Annotated in this window: 13 protein-coding genes, 1 tRNA gene and 4 pseudogenes; 14 read left to right on the forward strand and 4 right to left on the reverse strand. The window is 65.1% G+C overall.

Annotation, left to right across the window (positions count from 1 at the left end; translation table 11 throughout):
- Positions 1-52: 52 nt before the first annotated feature.
- Positions 53-1,150, reverse strand: a complete 1,098-nt coding sequence (gene dctP / locus BMX96_RS00840; protein WP_091843194.1) for a TRAP transporter substrate-binding protein DctP — start codon at positions 1,148-1,150, stop codon at positions 53-55.
- Positions 1,151-1,351: 201 nt separating this feature from the next.
- Here dctP (BMX96_RS00840) and BMX96_RS19820 point away from each other — a divergent pair.
- Positions 1,352-1,579: pseudogene (locus tag BMX96_RS19820) on the forward strand (IS6 family transposase); the annotation flags it as partial.
- A 52-nt stretch (positions 1,580-1,631) separates the two neighbouring features.
- Here BMX96_RS19820 and BMX96_RS00845 read toward each other — a convergent pair.
- Entirely contained in the window at positions 1,632-2,288 is a 657-nt protein-coding gene (locus BMX96_RS00845; RefSeq protein ID WP_091843197.1) for a GntR family transcriptional regulator, read from the reverse strand.
- 159 nt (positions 2,289-2,447) lie between these two features.
- On the opposite strand from BMX96_RS00845, the gene dctP (BMX96_RS00850) reads away from it, so the two are divergent.
- The 9 genes and pseudogenes from dctP (BMX96_RS00850) to BMX96_RS19495 all read left to right on the forward strand — a co-directional run bounded on the left by dctP (BMX96_RS00850) (position 2,448) and on the right by BMX96_RS19495 (position 10,764).
- The gene (gene dctP / locus BMX96_RS00850; protein ID WP_091843199.1) at positions 2,448-3,428 is read left to right on the forward strand and encodes a TRAP transporter substrate-binding protein DctP; all 981 of its coding nucleotides are present in this window, start codon (positions 2,448-2,450) and stop codon (positions 3,426-3,428) included.
- Between the two features lie 75 nt (positions 3,429-3,503).
- Complete coding sequence (locus BMX96_RS00855) at positions 3,504-4,091, forward strand: TRAP transporter small permease subunit (protein WP_091843202.1); 588 nt, start codon at positions 3,504-3,506, stop codon at positions 4,089-4,091.
- Positions 4,091-5,407, forward strand: coding sequence for a TRAP transporter large permease (locus BMX96_RS00860; RefSeq protein ID WP_091843205.1), 1,317 nt, complete (start codon positions 4,091-4,093; stop codon positions 5,405-5,407). Before BMX96_RS00855 ends, BMX96_RS00860 begins: the two co-directional genes overlap by 1 nt.
- On the forward strand, positions 5,404-6,651 hold the full coding sequence (locus BMX96_RS00865; RefSeq protein WP_091843207.1) for a malonyl-CoA decarboxylase: 1,248 nt from the start codon (positions 5,404-5,406) through the stop codon (positions 6,649-6,651). Before BMX96_RS00860 ends, BMX96_RS00865 begins: the two co-directional genes overlap by 4 nt.
- Positions 6,652-6,662: 11 nt before the next feature.
- A complete protein-coding gene (locus tag BMX96_RS00870) occupies positions 6,663-8,171 on the forward strand; it encodes a malonate--CoA ligase (protein ID WP_091843210.1) in 1,509 nt (502 codons plus the stop codon).
- Between the two features lie 42 nt (positions 8,172-8,213).
- Positions 8,214-8,917: pseudogene (locus BMX96_RS00875) on the forward strand (IS6 family transposase).
- A gap of 184 nt (positions 8,918-9,101) precedes the next feature.
- Positions 9,102-10,394 (forward strand): calcium-binding protein, encoded by a 1,293-nt coding sequence (locus tag BMX96_RS00880; RefSeq protein WP_091843212.1) that lies wholly within the window; start codon positions 9,102-9,104, stop codon positions 10,392-10,394.
- A 124-nt stretch (positions 10,395-10,518) separates the two neighbouring features.
- A tRNA-Ile gene (locus tag BMX96_RS00885) sits at positions 10,519-10,595 on the forward strand.
- Positions 10,596-10,608: 13 nt separating this feature from the next.
- The gene (locus tag BMX96_RS19495; RefSeq protein ID WP_175481621.1) at positions 10,609-10,764 is read left to right on the forward strand and encodes a hypothetical protein; all 156 of its coding nucleotides are present in this window, start codon (positions 10,609-10,611) and stop codon (positions 10,762-10,764) included.
- Positions 10,765-10,947: 183 nt separating this feature from the next.
- Here BMX96_RS19495 and BMX96_RS00890 read toward each other — a convergent pair.
- Both BMX96_RS00890 and BMX96_RS20210 read right to left on the reverse strand, forming a co-directional pair.
- Positions 10,948-11,166: pseudogene (locus tag BMX96_RS00890) on the reverse strand (IS5/IS1182 family transposase); the annotation flags it as partial.
- Between the two features lie 169 nt (positions 11,167-11,335).
- Positions 11,336-11,478, reverse strand: a pseudogene (locus BMX96_RS20210) (IS5/IS1182 family transposase); the annotation flags it as partial.
- A 269-nt stretch (positions 11,479-11,747) separates the two neighbouring features.
- Between BMX96_RS20210 and BMX96_RS00895 the strand changes: the two are divergent.
- The 4 genes from BMX96_RS00895 to BMX96_RS00910 all read left to right on the forward strand — a co-directional run bounded on the left by BMX96_RS00895 (position 11,748) and on the right by BMX96_RS00910 (position 18,829).
- A complete protein-coding gene (locus tag BMX96_RS00895) occupies positions 11,748-12,917 on the forward strand; it encodes an efflux RND transporter periplasmic adaptor subunit (protein WP_091843215.1) in 1,170 nt (389 codons plus the stop codon).
- Positions 12,918-12,929: 12 nt separating this feature from the next.
- Positions 12,930-16,049: an efflux RND transporter permease subunit gene (locus BMX96_RS00900; RefSeq protein ID WP_091843218.1), complete on the forward strand. Its 3,120-nt coding sequence runs from the start codon at positions 12,930-12,932 to the stop codon at positions 16,047-16,049.
- Positions 16,050-16,166: 117 nt separating this feature from the next.
- A complete protein-coding gene (locus BMX96_RS00905) occupies positions 16,167-17,519 on the forward strand; it encodes a glutamine synthetase family protein (protein WP_091843221.1) in 1,353 nt (450 codons plus the stop codon).
- Positions 17,519-18,829: an NAD(P)/FAD-dependent oxidoreductase gene (locus BMX96_RS00910; RefSeq protein WP_091843223.1), complete on the forward strand. Its 1,311-nt coding sequence runs from the start codon at positions 17,519-17,521 to the stop codon at positions 18,827-18,829. Before BMX96_RS00905 ends, BMX96_RS00910 begins: the two co-directional genes overlap by 1 nt.
- Positions 18,830-18,851 lie beyond the last annotated feature (22 nt).

An 18,851-nucleotide genomic window follows, 5' to 3' on the forward strand; every position in this document is an offset into this window, starting at 1 on the left:
GCCGCCCGAAGCTTTTGCTCCGGGCGGTAGGGCTATTTCAGGTCGTCTGGGATCAAAGGTTCAGCGTCAGACCTTCGGTCAGCGCCGGATCGACGTAGCCGAGCGAACCCGACTGCATGTAGTCGAGCTGGATCTTGAAGACCCGCGCCGCGTTCGGGTCGCGGTTGGCGTAGTCGAACCAGATCGGTACTGCGATCTCTGTCATCAGGTCTACGTCATCCTGGCTCAGCCGCGTGACCTCGGTGCCGTCGGCCTCGAACTTGCCCCAGGCTTCCTGGTCGGCGGCCTGGATCGCGGCGTAATGCATATCGGAATAGACATGCGTCTCCATCTCGACGAACTGCTTCATCTGCGGCGAGAGCGCATCCCAGGCGGCCTGGCCCACGGTGATGTCCATGATGTCGACCGGCTGGTAGAGCGACATGAAGCCCGGAGGGCCCATGACGATGTAGTCCGTGACCTGACTGAAGCCGAGCGCGTAGTTGACCGCGGGCCCGACATAATCGGCGACGTCGATCGTCCCTTTCTCGAGAGCCGGGAAAATCTCAGAGCCCGGAAGGACGGTCGTCTCTGCCCCGATCTCGGTGAAGACCTCGGCCACCATGCCACCGGGCAGGCGCATCTTGCGGCCCGCGAAGTCGTCGATGGACCGGATCGGCACCTTGGAATGGATGATGTTGGCGTCGTGGTGGACGGGGCCGACGAAATACATCCCCTGCGCGGCGTAGAGCTCGCGGGCGATGTCGATGCCGCCGAGGCCGTAGTAGAACGTGTCGAACTCGGACGGCTGACGCAGACCCAGCGGGATCGAGGTCAGGAACGTCGCCGCCGGGATGATGCCCTGCGCGTAGATAGTGAAGGGGTTCACCGCCTCAAGCACGCCATTTTTGACCGCGTCGTAGAGCTGGAAGTCGCCCACGACATCGTTGGCGCCAAAGGGCTGGAACGTCAGCTCGCCGCCCGTCTTTTCCTGTATCGAGCCGCACCAGTCGCGAAAGATCTGCAGACCAGCGCCGCCCGGCCAGGACGTCTGGATACGCCAGGTCGTGCCATTGGCCTGTGCGCCCGCGATATGCGGCGCAGCCAGTGCGCCGACTCCGCCCATGCCGATGGTCTTCAAGGCCGCGCGGCGGCTTTTCAAAACGGTCATAGTTATCCTCCCTATCCGTCTCCGAAATTCGCGCGGACAATTATTGCTAAGAAATGGCCCATGCAGACCGATACTTGCGCCGCGCGCCCGGAGTGCGATGTAGTATGCATGTGGTGCGGGCTCTGAATAGCCCCGATGGAATATTCTTCTTTGGTATTTCTGCGGGACGCCTCCCTCGGGAAAGCGATGGGCAAGCACTTCGCAGCGCGCTGGCTGAACAACAGGGCGGAGAATTTGTACCTGACGTTTCGACGAAGAGAGTGTGCCATGCTCCGGTTCCGGCGGATATGAAGTCGTCAGAAATCCGCCTCCGCCCACGCTTCGGTATCGAACCACTTCGACTACGAACGCAGTCTCTCGCGCCGACAGCAATTCAAACTGACCGGTACCGCCGCGCTCGCCCAGTGGTGTGGTTGCTGCGTGGGATAATGGACAGCACTGCTGTCCTGCCAGAGAGCACTTCGTATTCGTCTGACGATATCTAGACGGCGTCGGATTTGAGGCTGCTGATAAGGTGGTGGAACTTCTCGCCCTGCACGGCGACGTGCGCACGGGTCGCGTTCTCGGCTGCGCGGGCATCGCCTTCGCGCAAGGCCGCAACAATGGTTTCGTGTTCGGACATGGATTGCCGCATGCGTCCGCGCAGCCGCAACTGCAGGCGTCGGAAGGGCGTCAGGCGGCGATGCAGCGCTTGGCACTCCTTTTCCAGAAATGCGTTGCCGGATTGACGGTATAGGATCGCGTGAAAGCGCTCGTTCTCGGTGAAATACCCATCGGGATCTTCGGACCGCACTGCGCTCAGGCATCGCGCGTTCGCCGCTTCGAGCGCCGCAAGGGCGTCGTCGGTGATGCGCGATGCGGCCAGACGTGCGCAGACCGCTTCGAGCTCGGCCATCACTTCGAACATCTCGACCAATTCGGCCAGTCCCGGTTGGCGCACAAAGACGCCGCGTCGCGGGATCTGCCTGACAAGGCCGGACAGGGCGAGGCGCTGGAAGGCTTCCCGCAGCGGCGTCCGTGAAACCGCGAATCGCTCGGCCAGCTGAACCTCGTCCAAGCGCTCTCCATCCGCCAGGGTGCCATCCAGTATCATGCCTTCAAGCGTCTCCGCGATCCGGTCCGCAAGCCTGAGTTCCATGGGATAACACCCCCTTGCTTGACCCGTGGTCAGCGAATTCGTCGACACCTTGCCGACAAGATACAAGTTCTTGTATACAAGATGAATGACCCGAGCGACAAGGTCCGTGAAAAGAGCGGTCGCCAGTCCGGAGGCGGGTCTTCAAAGGGAGGAAGACACATGAAATTCACTGCGACACTTGGCGCCGCAGCTGTGGCCGCCACGACATTCGCTGCGCAGGCGGCAGAGCTGCGCGTCTCGCATCAATGGTCGGAAGGCGATGTGCGCCACAAGGTGGTACAGATGGTCGCCGACGAGGTTGCCGCGGCAGACGTGGATCTGGAACTGACGATCTTTCCCAGCCAGTCCCTGTTCAAGGCGCGCGAGCAATACAAGCCGCTGGCGCGCGGGCAAGTAGACGCGATCGTCCTGCCGCTGTCCTACGCGGGGGGCCTTCGCAACGCCTACAACCTGACCTTGATGCCGGGCCTGGTGAAGAACCATGACCACGCCGCGCGGCTGAACGACTCGGAGTTCATGGAAGAAATCGAGGCCATCCTGGCCGAGGACGACATCATGGTCCTCGTTCACGGCTATCTGGCAGGCGGTTTCGCCGGCAAGGAAGAGTGCGTCGTTGCCCCCGAGGATGTCGAGGGAAAGCAGATGCGCGCGGCCGGCAAGGCGTTCGAGCAGATGCTGGCGGGCGCGGGCGCGTCCATCGCCTCGATGTCGTCGGCCGAGATCTACAACGCGATGCAGACCGGCGTTCTTGACGCCGCGAACACGTCGTCGTCTTCCTTCGTGTCCTACCGCATCTACGAGCAGGTCGCCTGCTTCACACCCGCTGGCGACTACGCGCTGTGGTTCATGTATCAGCCCGTGCTGATGAACAAGTCGGTCTTCGAAGGTCTGACCGAAGAGCAGCAGCAGGCTCTGATGGCCGCCGCCGAAAAGGCGCAGGCGTTCTATCTGGAGCAGGCCAAGGCCGAGGATGGCGAGGCCCGCCAGGTCTTTGCCGATAATGGCGTCGAGATTGCCGAGATGACGGAAGAGCAGTTCAACGCCTGGCGCGAGATCGCGCAGGAGACCGCCTACAAGGCTTTCCTGGAAGGCTCGCCCGACGGCCAGCGCCTTCTGGATCTGGCCCTGTCGGTCGAGTGACCCTTCGAGGGGCCGGGGGCGTCGCGCCCTCGGCTCCTCTTCGTTGAGGCCCTCGTCCAGGTCATCGGAGGCAGTATGTCCGGTTCATCCCCCGCCCAAACCCGCGCAAGCCATGGCGGCAACCCGCTTCTGAAGGCCATCGGGCTGCTCAGCCAGTTGTCCGGCATCATCGCCGCGCTGCTGATCGTCGCGTCCATCGCCATCACCTGCCAGATGATCTTCATCCGGTTCGTCCTGAACGGGTCGACGATCTGGCAGACCGAGGGCGTCACCTACATGATGGTGGGCGCCACCATGCTTGGCTTGCCCTACGTGCAATATCTGCGGGGCCACGTGAACGTGGACCTGCTGCCGCTGATGCTGCCCGAGGCCATGCGCAAGGGGCTCGCGCTGCTGGTGCTGCTCGTGACCATCGCTGTCGTGGCCGTCATGGCATGGCACGGCTACCATTTTTGGCACGAGGCCTGGGATTGGGGCGAGACGTCGAACACGCCGTGGAACCCGAAGCTGTGGGTGCCATATCTGGCGCTGCCGCTGGGCTTCGGGCTTTACCTTATGCAACTGGTCGCGGACCTCATCGCCGTCGTCTTCCGGGTCGAGGATCCGTTCGGTCTGCCGCCCGATGCGAGCCTGAGCGACAGCGTAGCAAAGGCGGCGGAATAATGGATCCCTTGTCGCTGGGCGCCATCGTCGCGCTTGCCACCATCGTCGTGCTGTTCTCGGGCATCTCGGTCGCCGCCGGTCTGCTGGTCGTATCGGGTGGTTTCCTGATCGTCTTCGACGGCATGTCATCGCTGAGCCTCATGCCCGAAGTGTTCTTCGGCAAACTCGACAACTTCGCGCTGCTGTCGATCCCCATGTTCATCATCATGGGTGCGGCCATCGCGTCGACCCGGGCCGGCGCCGATCTCTACGAGGCGCTTGAGCGATGGCTGACCCGCGTGCCGGGCGGCCTTGTCATCTCTAATCTCGGCGCCTGCGCGCTTTTCTCGGCCATGTCCGGATCGTCGCCCGCCACCTGTGCGGCGATCGGCAAGATGGGTATCCCCGAGATGCGCAAGCGCGGCTATCCCGACAGCGTGGCCTCGGGCTCGATCGCGGCGGGCGGTACGTTGGGCATCCTGATCCCGCCGTCGGTGACCATGATCGTCTACGGCATCGCCACCGAGACCTCGATCGGGCGGCTGTTCCTCGCGGGCGTGATTCCCGGCTTCCTGCTGGTCGCCCTCTTCATGGCGTGGTCGCTCTATTCCACGGCGCGGTCGGGCAACATGGATGTGCTGCGGGCCAGCACCTATAGCTGGCGCCAGCGGATCGAGATCCTGCCGCGGGTGCTGCCGTTCCTCGCGATCATCCTCGGCGTGCTCTATGCCATGTATGGCGGCATCGCGACGCCGTCCGAGACCGCCGCGGTGGGCGCGCTCCTGTGCCTGGTGATCGCCATGGTGATCTACAGCCTGTGGAGCCCGCGCGCCATCTGGGGCATCCTTCGCGACAGCACGCGCGAGAGCGTGATGATCCTGTTCATCATCGGTGCGGCTGGGGTCTTCAGCTACATGCTGTCGTCGCTCTTCATCACGCAATCCATCGCCGAGTGGATCGGCGGGCTCGACGTGAACCGCTGGGTGCTGATGGGCATGATCAACCTGTTCCTTCTGGTGGCCGGGTTCTTCCTGCCGCCCGTGGCGGTGATCCTGATGGCGGCGCCCATCCTTCTGCCGATCATCACCACCGCGGGGTTCGACCCGATCTGGTTCGCCGTGGTGCTGACCATCAACATGGAGATCGGGCTGATCTCGCCGCCGGTGGGGCTGAACCTTTACGTCATCAACTCCATCGCGCCCGACATCAAGCTGAAGACGATCCTCCTGGGATCGCTGCCCTACGTTGCCTGCATGGTCGTCGCCATCGTCCTTCTGTGCCTCTTCCCGGGGCTGGCGCTGTGGCTGCCAGACACGGTGATGGGGGACGCGCTGTGACGCTGCTGGCCGACCTTCTGGCCACCGTGTTCGAGCGGCGGCTGACCGCACGCGGCGCGGACCGCAACGATACGCGTCCCGTGCCCGAGCTGCTGGCCGACCTGGTCGGCGCGCGCGGCGAGGTGTCGGGGATGATCGTCGCCCAGACCATCCTCGCGCGGTACGCGGGGTTCGACGACGCCCGGAAGCTTGAGTTCTTCCGGCACATGGCGCACGAGATGACGATCGATCCCAGCAGCGTCCGCGAGGCTCTGGCGCGCTACGAGGCGGGGCAGACCAAGTCCAGCTACCGCGCGGTGATGCAGGCTGCCGAGCCGCCGCGGCAGGAGCTTATCCGACGCCTGAACCAGGTGCCGAACGCCACGGCCCAGCTGGTCGCGATGCGCGCCGATCTGCTGCGGCTGGGCCGGGACGAGGACGCGCTGATGGCGCTGGATCTCGATTTCCGGCACCTCTTTTCCAGCTGGTTCAACCGCGGCTTTCTGGTCCTGCGGCCGATCAACTGGGAAACACCGGCGCGGCTTCTGGAAAAGATCATCGCCTACGAAGCGGTGCACGCCATTCACAGCTGGGACGATCTGCGCCGGCGGGTCGATCCGGGCGACCGTCGCTGCTTCGCGCTGTTCCATCCGGCGATGCCGGACGAGCCGTTGATCTTTGTCGAGGTCGCCCTGTCGCGCGGCATCCCCGGATCGGTACAGGCGCTTCTGGCCGAAAAGCGGACCATCCTGCCCGAGGCGCAGGCCGACACGGCCGTGTTCTACTCGATCTCGAATTGCCAGGCAGGTCTGGCCGGGGTCTCGTTCGGCAATTCGCTCATCAAGCAGGTGGTGACGGATCTCTCGCTCGAACTGCCAGGGCTCAAGACTTTCGTCACCCTGTCGCCCATTCCGGGCCTGTGCGACTGGATGGCGTCCGAAGGCCTGGACCATGGCGGCGACGATCCCGAGCGGCTGCGCGCGCTGGCCGCGCGCTACTTGACCGAGGCGAAGCACAGAAGCGGACGGCCGCTGGATCAGGTCGGGCGGTTCCACCTCGGCAACGGGGCGTCGGTGCACCGGGTCCACGCGGGCGCCGATACGTCTGCCAAGGGGCAGGCCCAGTCGGCGGGCGTGATGGTGAATTACCTCTACGATCCCCATAAGATCGCGCAGAACCACGAACGCTATGCGGCCTTGAGCGAAGTCGCGGCCTCGGCCGAGATCCGCACGCTGGCCGCCGCGGCGGACAAGACAAACGCCTGAAGGAAAACCGCATGTCGAACACGCTTTACGACGCCCTTTTCGCACCCCACGCAGACCGCTCCGATCCCTTCCTGTACCTCGCCGACGGCCGCATCATCAGCCACGCTGACTTCGCCGCGGTCGCGGCCCAGTTTGCCCATGTGCTGACGGGCGCGGGGCTCAATCCCGGTGACCGATTGGCCGTGCAGGTGGAAAAGTCGCCCGAAGCCCTGGCGATCTACGCGGGAGCGGTGCAGGCCGGCGTCATCTTCCTGCCACTCAACACCGCCTACACGACGGACGAGCTCGAGTACTTCATCGAGAACAGCGGCGCGCGGATGCTGATCTGCGATCCGGCGAAAGCCGACGCACTGGGCCCGCTCGCCCGTGCGCAGGGTGCCGATCTGCACACGCTGGGCGCCGACGGAACCGGCAGCCTGACCGACGCGGCCAAGGCGCAGCCCACCGCTTTCGATACCGTCGCGCGCGCCGACGACGACCTTGCCGCCTTCCTCTACACGTCCGGCACCACGGGGCGGTCCAAGGGCGCGATGCTCAGCCACGCGAACCTGCTGTCGAACGCGCAGGCACTGCGGGACCTTTGGCGCTTCACCAAGGACGACGTGCTGCTGCACGCGCTGCCGATCTTCCATACCCACGGTCTGTTCGTGGCGTCGAACGTGACGCTGCTGGCGGGCGGAGCGATGATCTTCCTGCCGAAATTCGATCTGGACCGGATCATCGCCGAGTTGCCGCGCGCCACGTCGATGATGGGCGTACCCACCTTTTATACCCGTTTGCTGGATGACGACCGCTTCGACCGGAATCTCGTCGCCAACATGCGGCTCTTCACTTCGGGATCCGCGCCACTCCTGGCCGAAACGCACCATCGGTTCGAGAACCGCACCGGACATCGCATCCTCGAGCGCTACGGCATGACCGAGACCAACATGAACACCTCGAACCCCTACGATGGCGAACGCCGCGCGGGTACCGTGGGCTTCCCTTTGCCCGGGGTCGAACTGAAGATCACCGATCCCGAAACCGGCAAGACACTGCCGCAGGGCGAGGTGGGGCTGATCGAGGTGCGCGGTCCGAACGTTTTTCAGGGCTACTGGCAGATGCCCGAGAAGACGGCGGCCGAGCTGCGCGAAGACGGCTTCTTCATCACCGGCGATCTGGGCCAGATCGACGCCGGCGGCTATGTCAGCATCGTCGGCCGCGACAAGGACCTCATCATCTCGGGCGGCTACAACATCTATCCCAAGGAGATCGAGGTCGTCCTGGACCAGCAGCCCGGCGTGCTGGAATCCGCCGTCATCGGTGTGCCGCACGACGATTTTGGCGAGACGCCCCTCGCCGTGCTGGTCCCGTCGGGCGGGGCGCCCCCCGACACTGACGCGATTGCCGACACGGTGAAAGAGAAGCTGGCGCGCTATAAACATCCCAGCGGTTACCGCGTCATCGACGAACTGCCGCGCAACACCATGGGCAAGGTGCAGAAAAACATCCTGCGAGACCGCTTCGCCGACCCAGGCTGACCATACGGGACAATGGGGCAGGGCGATGACTAGCCTTCTGGGATGACCAAGCGCCCGCCCTTTCGCTACTTCAAGACCAGCCCGGAGATCATCCGCTTGGCGGTGATGCTTTACGTCCGGTCCCTCTGTCTCTTCGCAACGTCGAGGATCTGCTGCACGAACGCGGCATCGATGTCAGCCATGAGACCGTCCGCTACTGGCGACTCAGGTTCGGGCCGATGTTCGCCGCGGAGATTCGCAAGCGTCGTATCGAGGGCATGAAGTCCAGCCGCTGGCGCTGGCACCTCGACGAGATCTTCGTGAAGATCAACGGCGAGCGGCACTATCTCTGGCGCGCCGTCGATCACGAGGGCGAGGTGCTGGAAAGCTACGTGACGAAGACCCGGGACCGGATGGCGGCTCTGAAATTCCTCAAGAAAGCGATGCGGCAGCACGGTCGCCCCGAGGCGATCGTCACGGACAGGCTACGCTCCTACGGTGCCGCGCCCAAAGAACTCGGGGCTGCAGGACGCCGGGGCACTGGGCGATGGCTCAACAATCGAGCCGAGAATTCGCACCTGCCGTTCCGGAGAAGAGAGCGTGCGATGCTCCGGTTCCGACGGATGCGAAGTCTTCAGAAATTCGCCGCCGTTCACGCTTCGGCATCGAACCACTTCAATCAGGAACGCAGCCTCTCAAGCCGACGCCATTTCAAGCTGAACCGTACCGCCGCTCTCGCCGAGTGGCGCGGTCTCTGTGCGCGATAAAGGACAGCACCTCTTTCCTGGCAGAGACCAGTCCGCATTCGTCTGGCAGCACCCCGCGTGGCGCTGATCCACGCGACCGGTCGCATCGGTCGCGAGTGGCCTCTCAAGGAATCTTCAGCTCTTTCGAAACTCCGCCGGCCCGTCGCCCGTGACTCTTCGCGTACCAAGCAACAAGAGGGCTATCATGGCACATCTGGGAACTTCCTATACATCCTTCGAGACCTTCCTGTCTGGCGCTCAGGCGTTCTACGTTGCGGACCTGTCCGCGCTGAACTCGTCCGGTGTCGCATCCCGCGCAGTGTTGGCCGTCCGCACCGACGCTGACGGCAGTCGCTACATCAATGTCTCGATCGATGCCGAGGGACTGACGCCCGACGTCGCCCACGTCCAGCACGTCCACGGGCTGTTCGACGACGACGGCAACCCGGCCGACAGCAACGCGCCCACTATCGCGAACGACACGGATCGTGACGGCATGGTCGAGGTGCTGGAAGGCGTATCCGCCTACGGCGACGTCATCCTCAGCCTTCCCGGGTCTGACGGTTTCCCCGTCGCTGACAGTGAAGGCCGGATGGCATTCATCCAGAACTATGACCTGGATGTGGACGCGAATTTCGTCAGCCCTGTCACGATGACACAGTACGATGCCGACGACCTGATGCCGCTTGAGATGCGCGAAATCGTCCTTCACGGGGTCGAGATCCCCGACGGAATTGGCGCCGGCACCGATGGCGAGGTGGATGGCGACAACGGGTACATCCCCATTCTTCCCGCCGCCGCGGGCGACATCGAGGTCGCGACGCTGGATGATGCGCTCGCCGTTCTGGCCGAGCAACGGGCTGACGCCAGCCTGAATACCATACTGGATGAGACGGCCGACCTGTTTGACGGTGGCGTCGGAGACGATACCATCCGCGGGAACGACGGCGACGACACCCTGCTTGGTGGGGGAGATCGCGACTTCATCGACGGTGGCACCGGCAATGACATGCTCTCCGGCGGATCCGAGACCGACACGGTCTATGGTGGGGCGGGTGACGACATGATCTCTGGCGGTACGGCCGGCGATTTCCTGGTCGGTCAAGCTGGCAATGATGTATTGGCGGGGAATGCCGGAAGCGACGTCCTGTTCGGCGGTGACGGCGATGATTTCATCAACGGCGGCTTCGGCAATGACCGCATCAATACCGGTGCGGGCAGCGACAAGGTCTATCACAGCGGTGATGCGGGCCATGGAACCGACTGGATCCAAGATTTCGACGGCGACGCCGACACGCTGGTCTTCGGTGGCGCAGCCGATGCCGACGATTTCGTCGTGAGCAATGGTGTCACCGGCTCTGCAGGTTCGGCAGACATCGCCGAAACCTTCATCACCCACCAATCCACGGGTCAGGTGCTCTGGGCGCTGGTGGATGGTGCCGACCTCGACTCGTTGTCCATTCAGACCGACTCTGGGGTTTTCGACCTCCTGGGTTGATCGACAACAGGGGTGGGGGCACAAATCGCCCCCACCACCCGAGGTGAAGATTCTGACTGGAGGGCATTCCGGGTCCTCCATTGGTGTCGAAGCCCATTTTCCCGAGGTATCGCCCGCGACTTTCCGCGGGATGCAGCAGTCCGGTAGCTCGTCAGGCTAATAACCTGAAGGTCGTAGGTTCAAATCCTACTCCTGCAACCACTTTTACCGAACCATGATCGACTCACCCAAGCGCACCTGGCTGCGCTTCCTCTATCATCGCGGCAATCGCCCCCTCAAGCTGCAGAACAGGCTGCCCGGCCTCAGCCGAGTGGATCGTCACGCGGTCGATAAGGCCCAGCAGGATATCCATCGCGCGGCCGCGGATTGAGGAATCCTGCAAGGTCTCGGAGAGTGCCGCGACCTTCTTGCGGTAGAGATCGGACAGGCCGGGATGCAGGCGGACCGGTGTGGACTTCGGTCCATTCAGCTGCGCTTCCAGATGCGTCTTCCGAGCCTCCTGATCTTCCAGCTGCTATAACAGCCCCGGCGTTCTGAACCGTCGGCAATGGCATCATATGCCGAGCGCGGTGTAGCCGTTGCGGACGGCCATGCGGACCTGAAGGTCGGCGACCTGACGGTCGAAGTTCGTGCCACGCGCCGCTGGCCCAGCAGTTTCATGCAATACCTCTTCGTCTCGTCTTGGTTCGGCTCGGCTTCGGCGGTGGTCTCCGCTCCATCATCGCCAGAGCGCTCTGCCGCGGTATTTGGTCGTGTGCAGGACCTTGTTTCGCCGTGAGCTTTGTCTCGCCACTGGTCCGACCGACAGTGACGAACCCGCTTGGGGTCCCCGTCCTTGCCGGTGTGCGGTTCGGCGCTGACATCGATCCCGTGGATCGATATCAGCGCCCCTCACCCTTCATCGAGAGCCAGGTCGAGAAAGTCGCATCGCAGTGGGCTCACTGGCGGCCACCCCTGCCTGTCTCTGCGGCATCGCATGTCACAACGGAATCGAACCAAAGGGTCAGCGAACCCCGGCGTCGCGCGACTGATGGTAGGTTGGCCAGTTCATGGTCCTGTAGGTCGGGGGCGTGGGTCTGCCGATGCGTCGCAGCTACCACGCTGGATTCGCGAGATGAATCACTCTGGAGACATGTGCAACAGACCCATTCCGACGCAACCGGTTGGTCAACGGTCGGCTTTGCCCACCTGTTGGGCGAAGCCGGACCCCGGGCTCAACCGCTGGCGCCTTTGCGTTCACAAACCGGTGTATTCGCCAGTATCCATCCTCTAAGTGCTATTTCGCATTATTGTCGCGAAGTGGCAGGGTGGAGTCTGTGTCACCGAGCAGTTCGTGGCGCTACGGGGACACGCATGACTTTCATCCGGCAAACAATTCTTTCGCTCATCGCAGTGGCAGCGGCCGTGTTCCTTTGGATCACCTACGTTCCGGCGGCTATGCCGTGGCTGGAGCGTGTTGGTCTGGCCGATTTGCTGGGCATCGAGGCGACCGCCGAGCTTCAGGACGGCGGGCAGGGGGGCTTTCGCCGGGGCGGTGCCACCAGCGTCGTTGTCGCCGAGGTCACCGAGGGCCGCATCGGCGACCGGATCGAGGCTATCGGGGATGGCCGTGCGGTTCGTGCCGTGACGTTGCGATCCGAGGTCGCGGGCCAGGTGACAGAGGTCATCCACAGCGAGAATGGCTACGTCGAGTCCGGCGACACCATCCTGCGGCTCGACAGCGCCGCCGAGAGGATCGCGCTCGAACGGGCCGAGATCCTGCTGGAGGACGCGCAGGACGAGGCCGACCGCCTGGCCCAGCTCGGCGATACCGGGGCCGTGACCGAGGTGCGGCTGCGCGAGGCGCAACTCGGGCTCAGAACCGCCGAACTGGCCGTGGAACAGGCGCAATACGACCTGGGTCAACGCGAGATCGCATCGCCCATCGCCGGATGGCTCGGGGTCATCGACGTGGCGGTCGGCGACCGGGTCTCGCCGCAGGAAACCATCGCGACCATCACCGATCGGTCCGAGATCCTGATCGATTTCCAGGTGCCCGAGCGGGTTGTGAGCATGGTGACCGTCGGCAAGCCGATCGAGGCGCGGCCCCTGGGGCTGTCCGGGCTGGCCCTGGAGGGTGAGGTCGCGGCCGTCGACAACGTGGTCGACCGGGGCAGCCGAACCCTGCGGGTCCAGGGCCGCATTCCGAACGATGATGACCGCCTTCGCGCCGGCATGGCCTTCTCCGTCGCGATGGAATTCCCGGGCGAAACCCTGCTGGCCGTCGATCCGCTCTCGGTGCAATGGTCGAGCGACGGCTCGTATGTCTGGGCCGTGCGGGATGACAAGGCCGTCCGCGTCGGCGTCACGATCCGCCAGCGCAACAGTGAAAGCGTTGTCGTCGAATCCGCGGACCTGACGCTGGACGACGCCGTGGTGATCGAAGGCGTCCAGAACCTTCGTCCGGGCGCCGATGTCTCGGTCTCGGCAGGCACCCGGACGGATGGCGCCGAGGCGCAGATGACCAACCGTGCGCGGCTTTGAGGAGACCCCTTGATGGCATCTGAAGACACCGCCGCGGCAACCATGGGCTCGGGGGTCTCGCTGTTCGTGCGGCGTCCCATCCTGGCCTTCGTGCTGAGCGCGCTGATCGTGATCTCGGGGATCGCGGCCCTTTTCGGTGTCGAGATCCGCGAGTTGCCGAATGTCGACAGCCCGGTCATCACGGTGACGACCGAGTTTCCCGGCGCATCACCGGAAAGCGTCGACCAGGACGTCACGGGCCGGATCGAGGGTGCGGTGGGCCGGGTTGCGGGTGTGCGCACGATCTCGTCCAATTCGCGCTTCGGGCGCAGCCGCGTGACGCTGGAATTCAACGAAGGGGCGGACCTTGACGTGGCGGCCACGGATACCCGCGACGCCGTCGCCCGCATCGCCAACCAGTTGCCCGACGGCGCCGAGGAGCCCCGGATCGTCAAGGCCGACGCCAACGCACAGCCGGTCATCCGGATCGCCGTCACATCGCCGGGACGGTCCCCGCAGGACCTGACGCGCATCGTTCAGGAGCGGGTCGAGGATCGCCTGATCTCGGTCGAGGGCGTGGCCGACCTGCAGATCTACGGCGACCGCGAACCGATCTTCCGCGTGGATATCGAGATGGCCGAGCTGGCCAGCCGGGGGCTGACGCTGGCCGATCTGCGGCAGACCCTGGCCGATGTGGCCTACGACGCGCCGGCGGGCGACCTGTCGGGCACGAGCCAGTCGATCAGCGTCCGCACCACCGCCGCGGTCTCCTCGCCGCAGGCCTTCGAGGATCTGGTCATCGCCGACAATGTGCGCGTGGGCGACGTGGCGTCGGTGTCGCTGGGCCCCGCGGGGGACGAGACGATCCTTCGGGCCAACGGCGAGACGGGCCTGGGCATCGGCGTGATCCGGCAGGCCACGTCGAACACGCTGGAGATTTCCGCGGCGGTCCGCGACGTGGTGGCCGAACTCGACCGGACCTTGCCGGGCGACGTGAGCATCTTCGTCACCTCCGACGACGCTGTCTTCATCAACGGGTCGATCAGCGAGGTCGTCAAGACGCTGGCCCTTGCCGTGGCGATCGTGGTCGCCGTGATCTTCCTGTTCCTGCGAAACATCAGGGCAACGGCGATCCCGGCGCTGACCATGCCCGTGGCGCTGATCGGCACCCTGGCGGCGATCTACCTGATCGGGTTCTCGGTCAATATCCTGACCCTGCTCGCGCTGGTGCTGGCGACGGGCATGGTGGTCGACGATGCCATCGTCGTGCTGGAAAACATCGTGCGGCGTCGGGCCGAGGGCATGGGCCCACGTGCCGCCGCCGTGCTGGGCACGCGCCAGGTCTTCTTCGCGGTCGTGACGACGACAGCGACCCTCGCCGCCGTGTTCATCCCGCTGTCGTTCCTGCCCGGACAAGCGGGGGGGCTTTTCCGGGAATTCGGCTTCACGCTGGCGATCGCGGTCATGCTGTCCTCGGTGGTGGCGCTCACGCTGTGTCCGACACTTGCCAGCAGGCTTTTGACCAAGGATCCGGACCCGTCGCCGCGCGGGCCGTTCGTGTGGCTGGGAAACCGACTGGCCGCGCTCTACGAGCGGACGCTGGACTGGTCGCTGTCTTCGCCCTTCGTGGTGGTGGTCGTGGCCGTGCTGTTCGCGCTGACAGCCGTGATGGTCTTCGGCGGGATCCGGCAGGAGCTGACCCCGCGCGAGGATCGCGCCGTCGCGCTTCTGTCGGTTACGGCGCAACAGGGTGTCTCGCTCGACTACACGACCCGCAAGATGGGCGAGATCGAGCAGGCCGTGGAGCCGCTGCGCGAAAGCGGCGAAATCGCCAACGTCTTCTCGATTACCGGCTTCGGGGCAGACAACCGCGGCTTCATGGTCTTCACGCTTGCCCCGTGGGACGCACGGACACGCAGCCAGGATGAGATCGTCGGCGACATCAACGGCCGGCTTCGGGGGATCATCGGCGTGCGCGCCTTCGCGATCCAGCCCAATTCCCTTGGAATTCGCGGGGCAGGGCGCGGCCTGACCTTCGCGGTGACCGGCAACAGCTACGAACAGCTGGCGGACGTGTCCGAAGCGCTGGTCGCGCGGATGCAGGAGAACCCGGCCTTCGGACAGGTGCGGCTGGAATACGAGACGACCCAGCCGCAGCTTTTCGTCGAGGTCGACCGCACGCGGGCCTCGGACCTGGGGATCGAGATCACCGGCCTTGGCGAAGCGCTTCAGGCGGTGCTGGACGGGCGCACCGTCGGGTCTGTTTTCATCGACGACACCAGTTACGACATCCAGATGCTGTCGACCTCGGACCCGGTGGACGACCCGGGCGACCTGCAGAACGTTTTCGTGCAGGCGGGCGACGGGCAGATGGTCCCGATGTCGAGCTTCGTGACGCTGGAGGAACGCGCCATCGCGCCCGAGCTGGAACGCGAGGGGCAGAACCGCTCGGTCGAGATCTCGGCGGGGCTTACGCCGGAGATGTCGCTGGGCGACGCGCTTGCACAGGTCACCGCATTGTCGGACGAGATTCTGGCCGAGGAGAACCGCATCGTGCCCCTGGCCGAGGCCGCGACGCTGGACGAGACCTCGTCGGGTCTTCTGGTGACGTTCGGCTTCGCCATCGTCGTGGTGCTTCTGGTGCTCGCGGCGCAGTTTGAAAGCTTCATCTCGGCCGTGGTGGTGATGGCGACCGTGCCGCTGGGTCTTGCCTGCGCAATCTTCGCGCTGGTCTTCACCGGGCTCAGCCTGAACGTTTACAGCCAGATCGGGCTGGTCATGCTGATCGGTATCATGGCCAAGAACGGCATCCTGATTGTCGAGTTCGCGAACCAGTTGCGCGATGACGGCCAGGATGTCCGCAGCGCGATCCGCGATGCATCGACCATCCGCCTGCGCCCGGTGATGATGACGATGACCTCGACCGTGCTGGGCGGCATTCCCCTGATCCTGTCGAGCGGCGCGGGGGCCGAGGCGCGCGAGGCGCTCGGATGGGTGATCGTCGGTGGGCTGGGCCTTGCGACACTGTCGACGTTGTTTCTCACGCCGGTCGCCTACCTTCTGCTTGCGCGGTTCTCCAAGCCGCGTGCGGAGGAGGAGCGGCGCCTGGCAGAAGAGTTGAAGATGGCGCTTTCGGCTGCGCCGACGCGATGAGCCTGGGGCTGCCGCCCGCCTTTTCGCTCCTTGGTGTCGTCGCCAACGCACGATCCAGATTGACAGGCGATAGGAAGGGATCCAAAGCGTTCCGGAACAACATCTCTGGAATCGGTGATGGAGAAGACCGCGCCTGTCTCGCATCTCGAGGACGACCATCCCGAGCTTGACGCCATTTTCGCGTGCATCTGCGACCTGAACGGCGTGATGCGCGGGAAAAGACTTCCCGCCGACCAGATCCAGAAAGTCCGCGACGGTGGCCTGCGCATGCCCTTGTCGCTTCTGGGGATGGATATCTGGGGCGAAGACGTCGAAGGCTCGGATCTGGTCTTCGATACCGGCGACGCCGACGGCATTTGCGAACATACCGACCGCCCCGCGAGCCTTCTGGGCTGGACCGAAAGACCCACCGCGTTCATCCAGCTCTGGACCCGGACCGAGGACGGAACGCCCTTCGCGGGCGATCCCCGCCGGGCACTGGCCGATGTGGTGGCCCGCCTGGATCGGCGCGGCCTTCGGCCCGTCGTCGCGACCGAGCTCGAATTCTACATCGTCGACCCCACCAAGGCCGCCCCGCAACCGCCGCGCTCGCCCGTCACCGGCAAGCGGCTGGACACCGACGGCGCGCTCAGCCTGGACGAGCTTCAGCATTTCGACGCCCTTCTGAACGAGATCTACGACGGCTGCCGGGCGCAGGGGATCCCCGCCGACAGCGCGATCTCGGAAAACGGCGCGGGCCAGTTCGAGATCAATTTCGTCCATCAGTCCGACCCGCTGAAGGCCGCCGACGATGCCGTCCTGTTCAAGCGACTGGTCCGGGGCCTTGCCCGCAAACACGGCTTCGCGGCGACCTTCATGGCCAAACCCTATGGCGAGCGGGCGGGGTCGGGCATGCATGCCCACGTGTCGCTCGTGGACGCGGAGGGCATGAACCTGTTCGACGATGGCGGACCTGAGGGCACGCCCCTGATGCGCCAGGCCGTCGCCGGCCTGATCGCCACGATGCAGGAAAACGGGCTGGTCTTCGCCCCGCACGAGAATTCGTATCGCCGCCTTCTGCCCGGGGCCCACGCGCCGGCGGCGGTCGCCTGGGGATACGAGAACCGGACGGTGGCCATCCGCATTCCCGGCGGCGACAACCGCGCGCGCCGGATCGAGCATCGCGTGGCCGGCGCCGATGCCAATCCGTACCTCGTGCTGGCCGCCATCCTTGGCGGCATGCTGCTGGGCATCGAAAAGGGCATGGAGCCGCCCCCGCCCGTGACCGGCGACGCGTATTCCATGCGGCTGGACCGGCTGCCGCCGGACTGGGCCTCGGCGATCGACGCCTTCGCCCGCGGCGCGGCCCAGACCGGGATCTTCGCGCCCCGGCTGGTGCGCATGTTCGAACAGATGAAGCGCCAGGAGCTCGGTCGTTTCACCCGGCACGTCACCGACTTCGAATACCATTCCTACCTCGAGGCGGTGTAGTGGACGGCACGTCGCCCCCGGCCGCGCAGGCCGCCCCGTATCCCGACAGCTACTACGCGGCCAGCAGGAACCCCGCACCGCCGCGCCCCCGTCTTGAGGGGCGGCATACCGTCGATGTCTGTGTCGTCGGCGGCGGGTATTCGGGCCTGTCGACCGCCATCACCCTGCTGGAACGGGGCCACTCGGTCACTCTGCTGGAAGGCGCGAAGATCGGCTGGGGCGCCTCGGGCCGCAACGGCGGCCAGATCGTCAACGGCCTGAACGCCGGGCTGGACGTGTTCGAACGCCGCTTCGGCCGCGATGTGGCGGCGCGCGTGGCGAAGCTGGTGCTGGAGGGCGGCGACCTGATCCGCGAGCGGGTCGCGCGTTATGACATCCGGTGCGACCTGAAGGATGGCAACGTGTTCGCCGCCTTCAACGCGCGCCACATGCGCGGTCTGGAGGCCAAGCGCGACCTGTGGGCATCGCACGGGCTGACCAACCTGGAGATGCTGGACCGCGCCGGCATGCGCGCCCATGCCGACACCGATCTTTACTGCGGTGGCATGATCGATACGCGTGGCGGCCACATGCACCCCCTGAACCTGGCCCTGGGAGAAGCCGACGCGGTCGAGCGTCTGGGCGGCACGATCCACGAGGATTCGCCCGTGATCCACGCCGAACCCGAGCGCGCCCGCCCCCTGGTGCGCACGGCCAACGGAGAGATCGAGGCGCGCACCCTCGTGCTGTGTGGCAACGCCTACCTGAAGGGCGTCGTGCCGGGGCTGGAATGGCGGGTGATGCCGGTCTCGACCCAGGTGATGGCGACGGCCCCGCTGGGAACGGACCTCGCCCGCGCCCTGATGCCTTCGGACACCTGCGTGGAAGACGTCCGCTACATCCTGGATTACTATCGCATGTCCGCCGACCACAGGCTGCTGTTCGGGGGCGGAACGGTCTACGGCGGCACCGACCCGCGCGACATCAAGCGCAAGCTGGTCGCCTCGATGCGCAAGGTCTTCCCCGCGCTCGCGGGGACCGCGATCGACCACGCGTGGTCGGGCAATTTCGCCCTGTCCTTCCTGCGGGTGCCGCAGATGGGGCGATTGGGCGCCTCGACCTATTTCGCGCACGGCTACTCGGGGCACGGCGTCACCGGATCGCATCTCTTCGGCCGCATCCTGGGCGAGGCGATCAGCGGCGACCTGGGCCGTTTCGACATGTTCGCCGGTCTTCCCTGGCTTCCTTTCCCCGGCGGGCGGACGTTCCGCGTGCCGTACTCGGTTCTCGGATCGTGGTGGTACGCCACCCGCGATCGCCTTGGCGTCTGACTTAACCCCCTCCATGGAGCAT

Origin of the sequence: Palleronia pelagia (assembly GCF_900110115.1) — a bacterium.
In the GTDB taxonomy this organism is placed as follows: domain Bacteria; phylum Pseudomonadota; class Alphaproteobacteria; order Rhodobacterales; family Rhodobacteraceae; genus Palleronia; species Palleronia pelagia.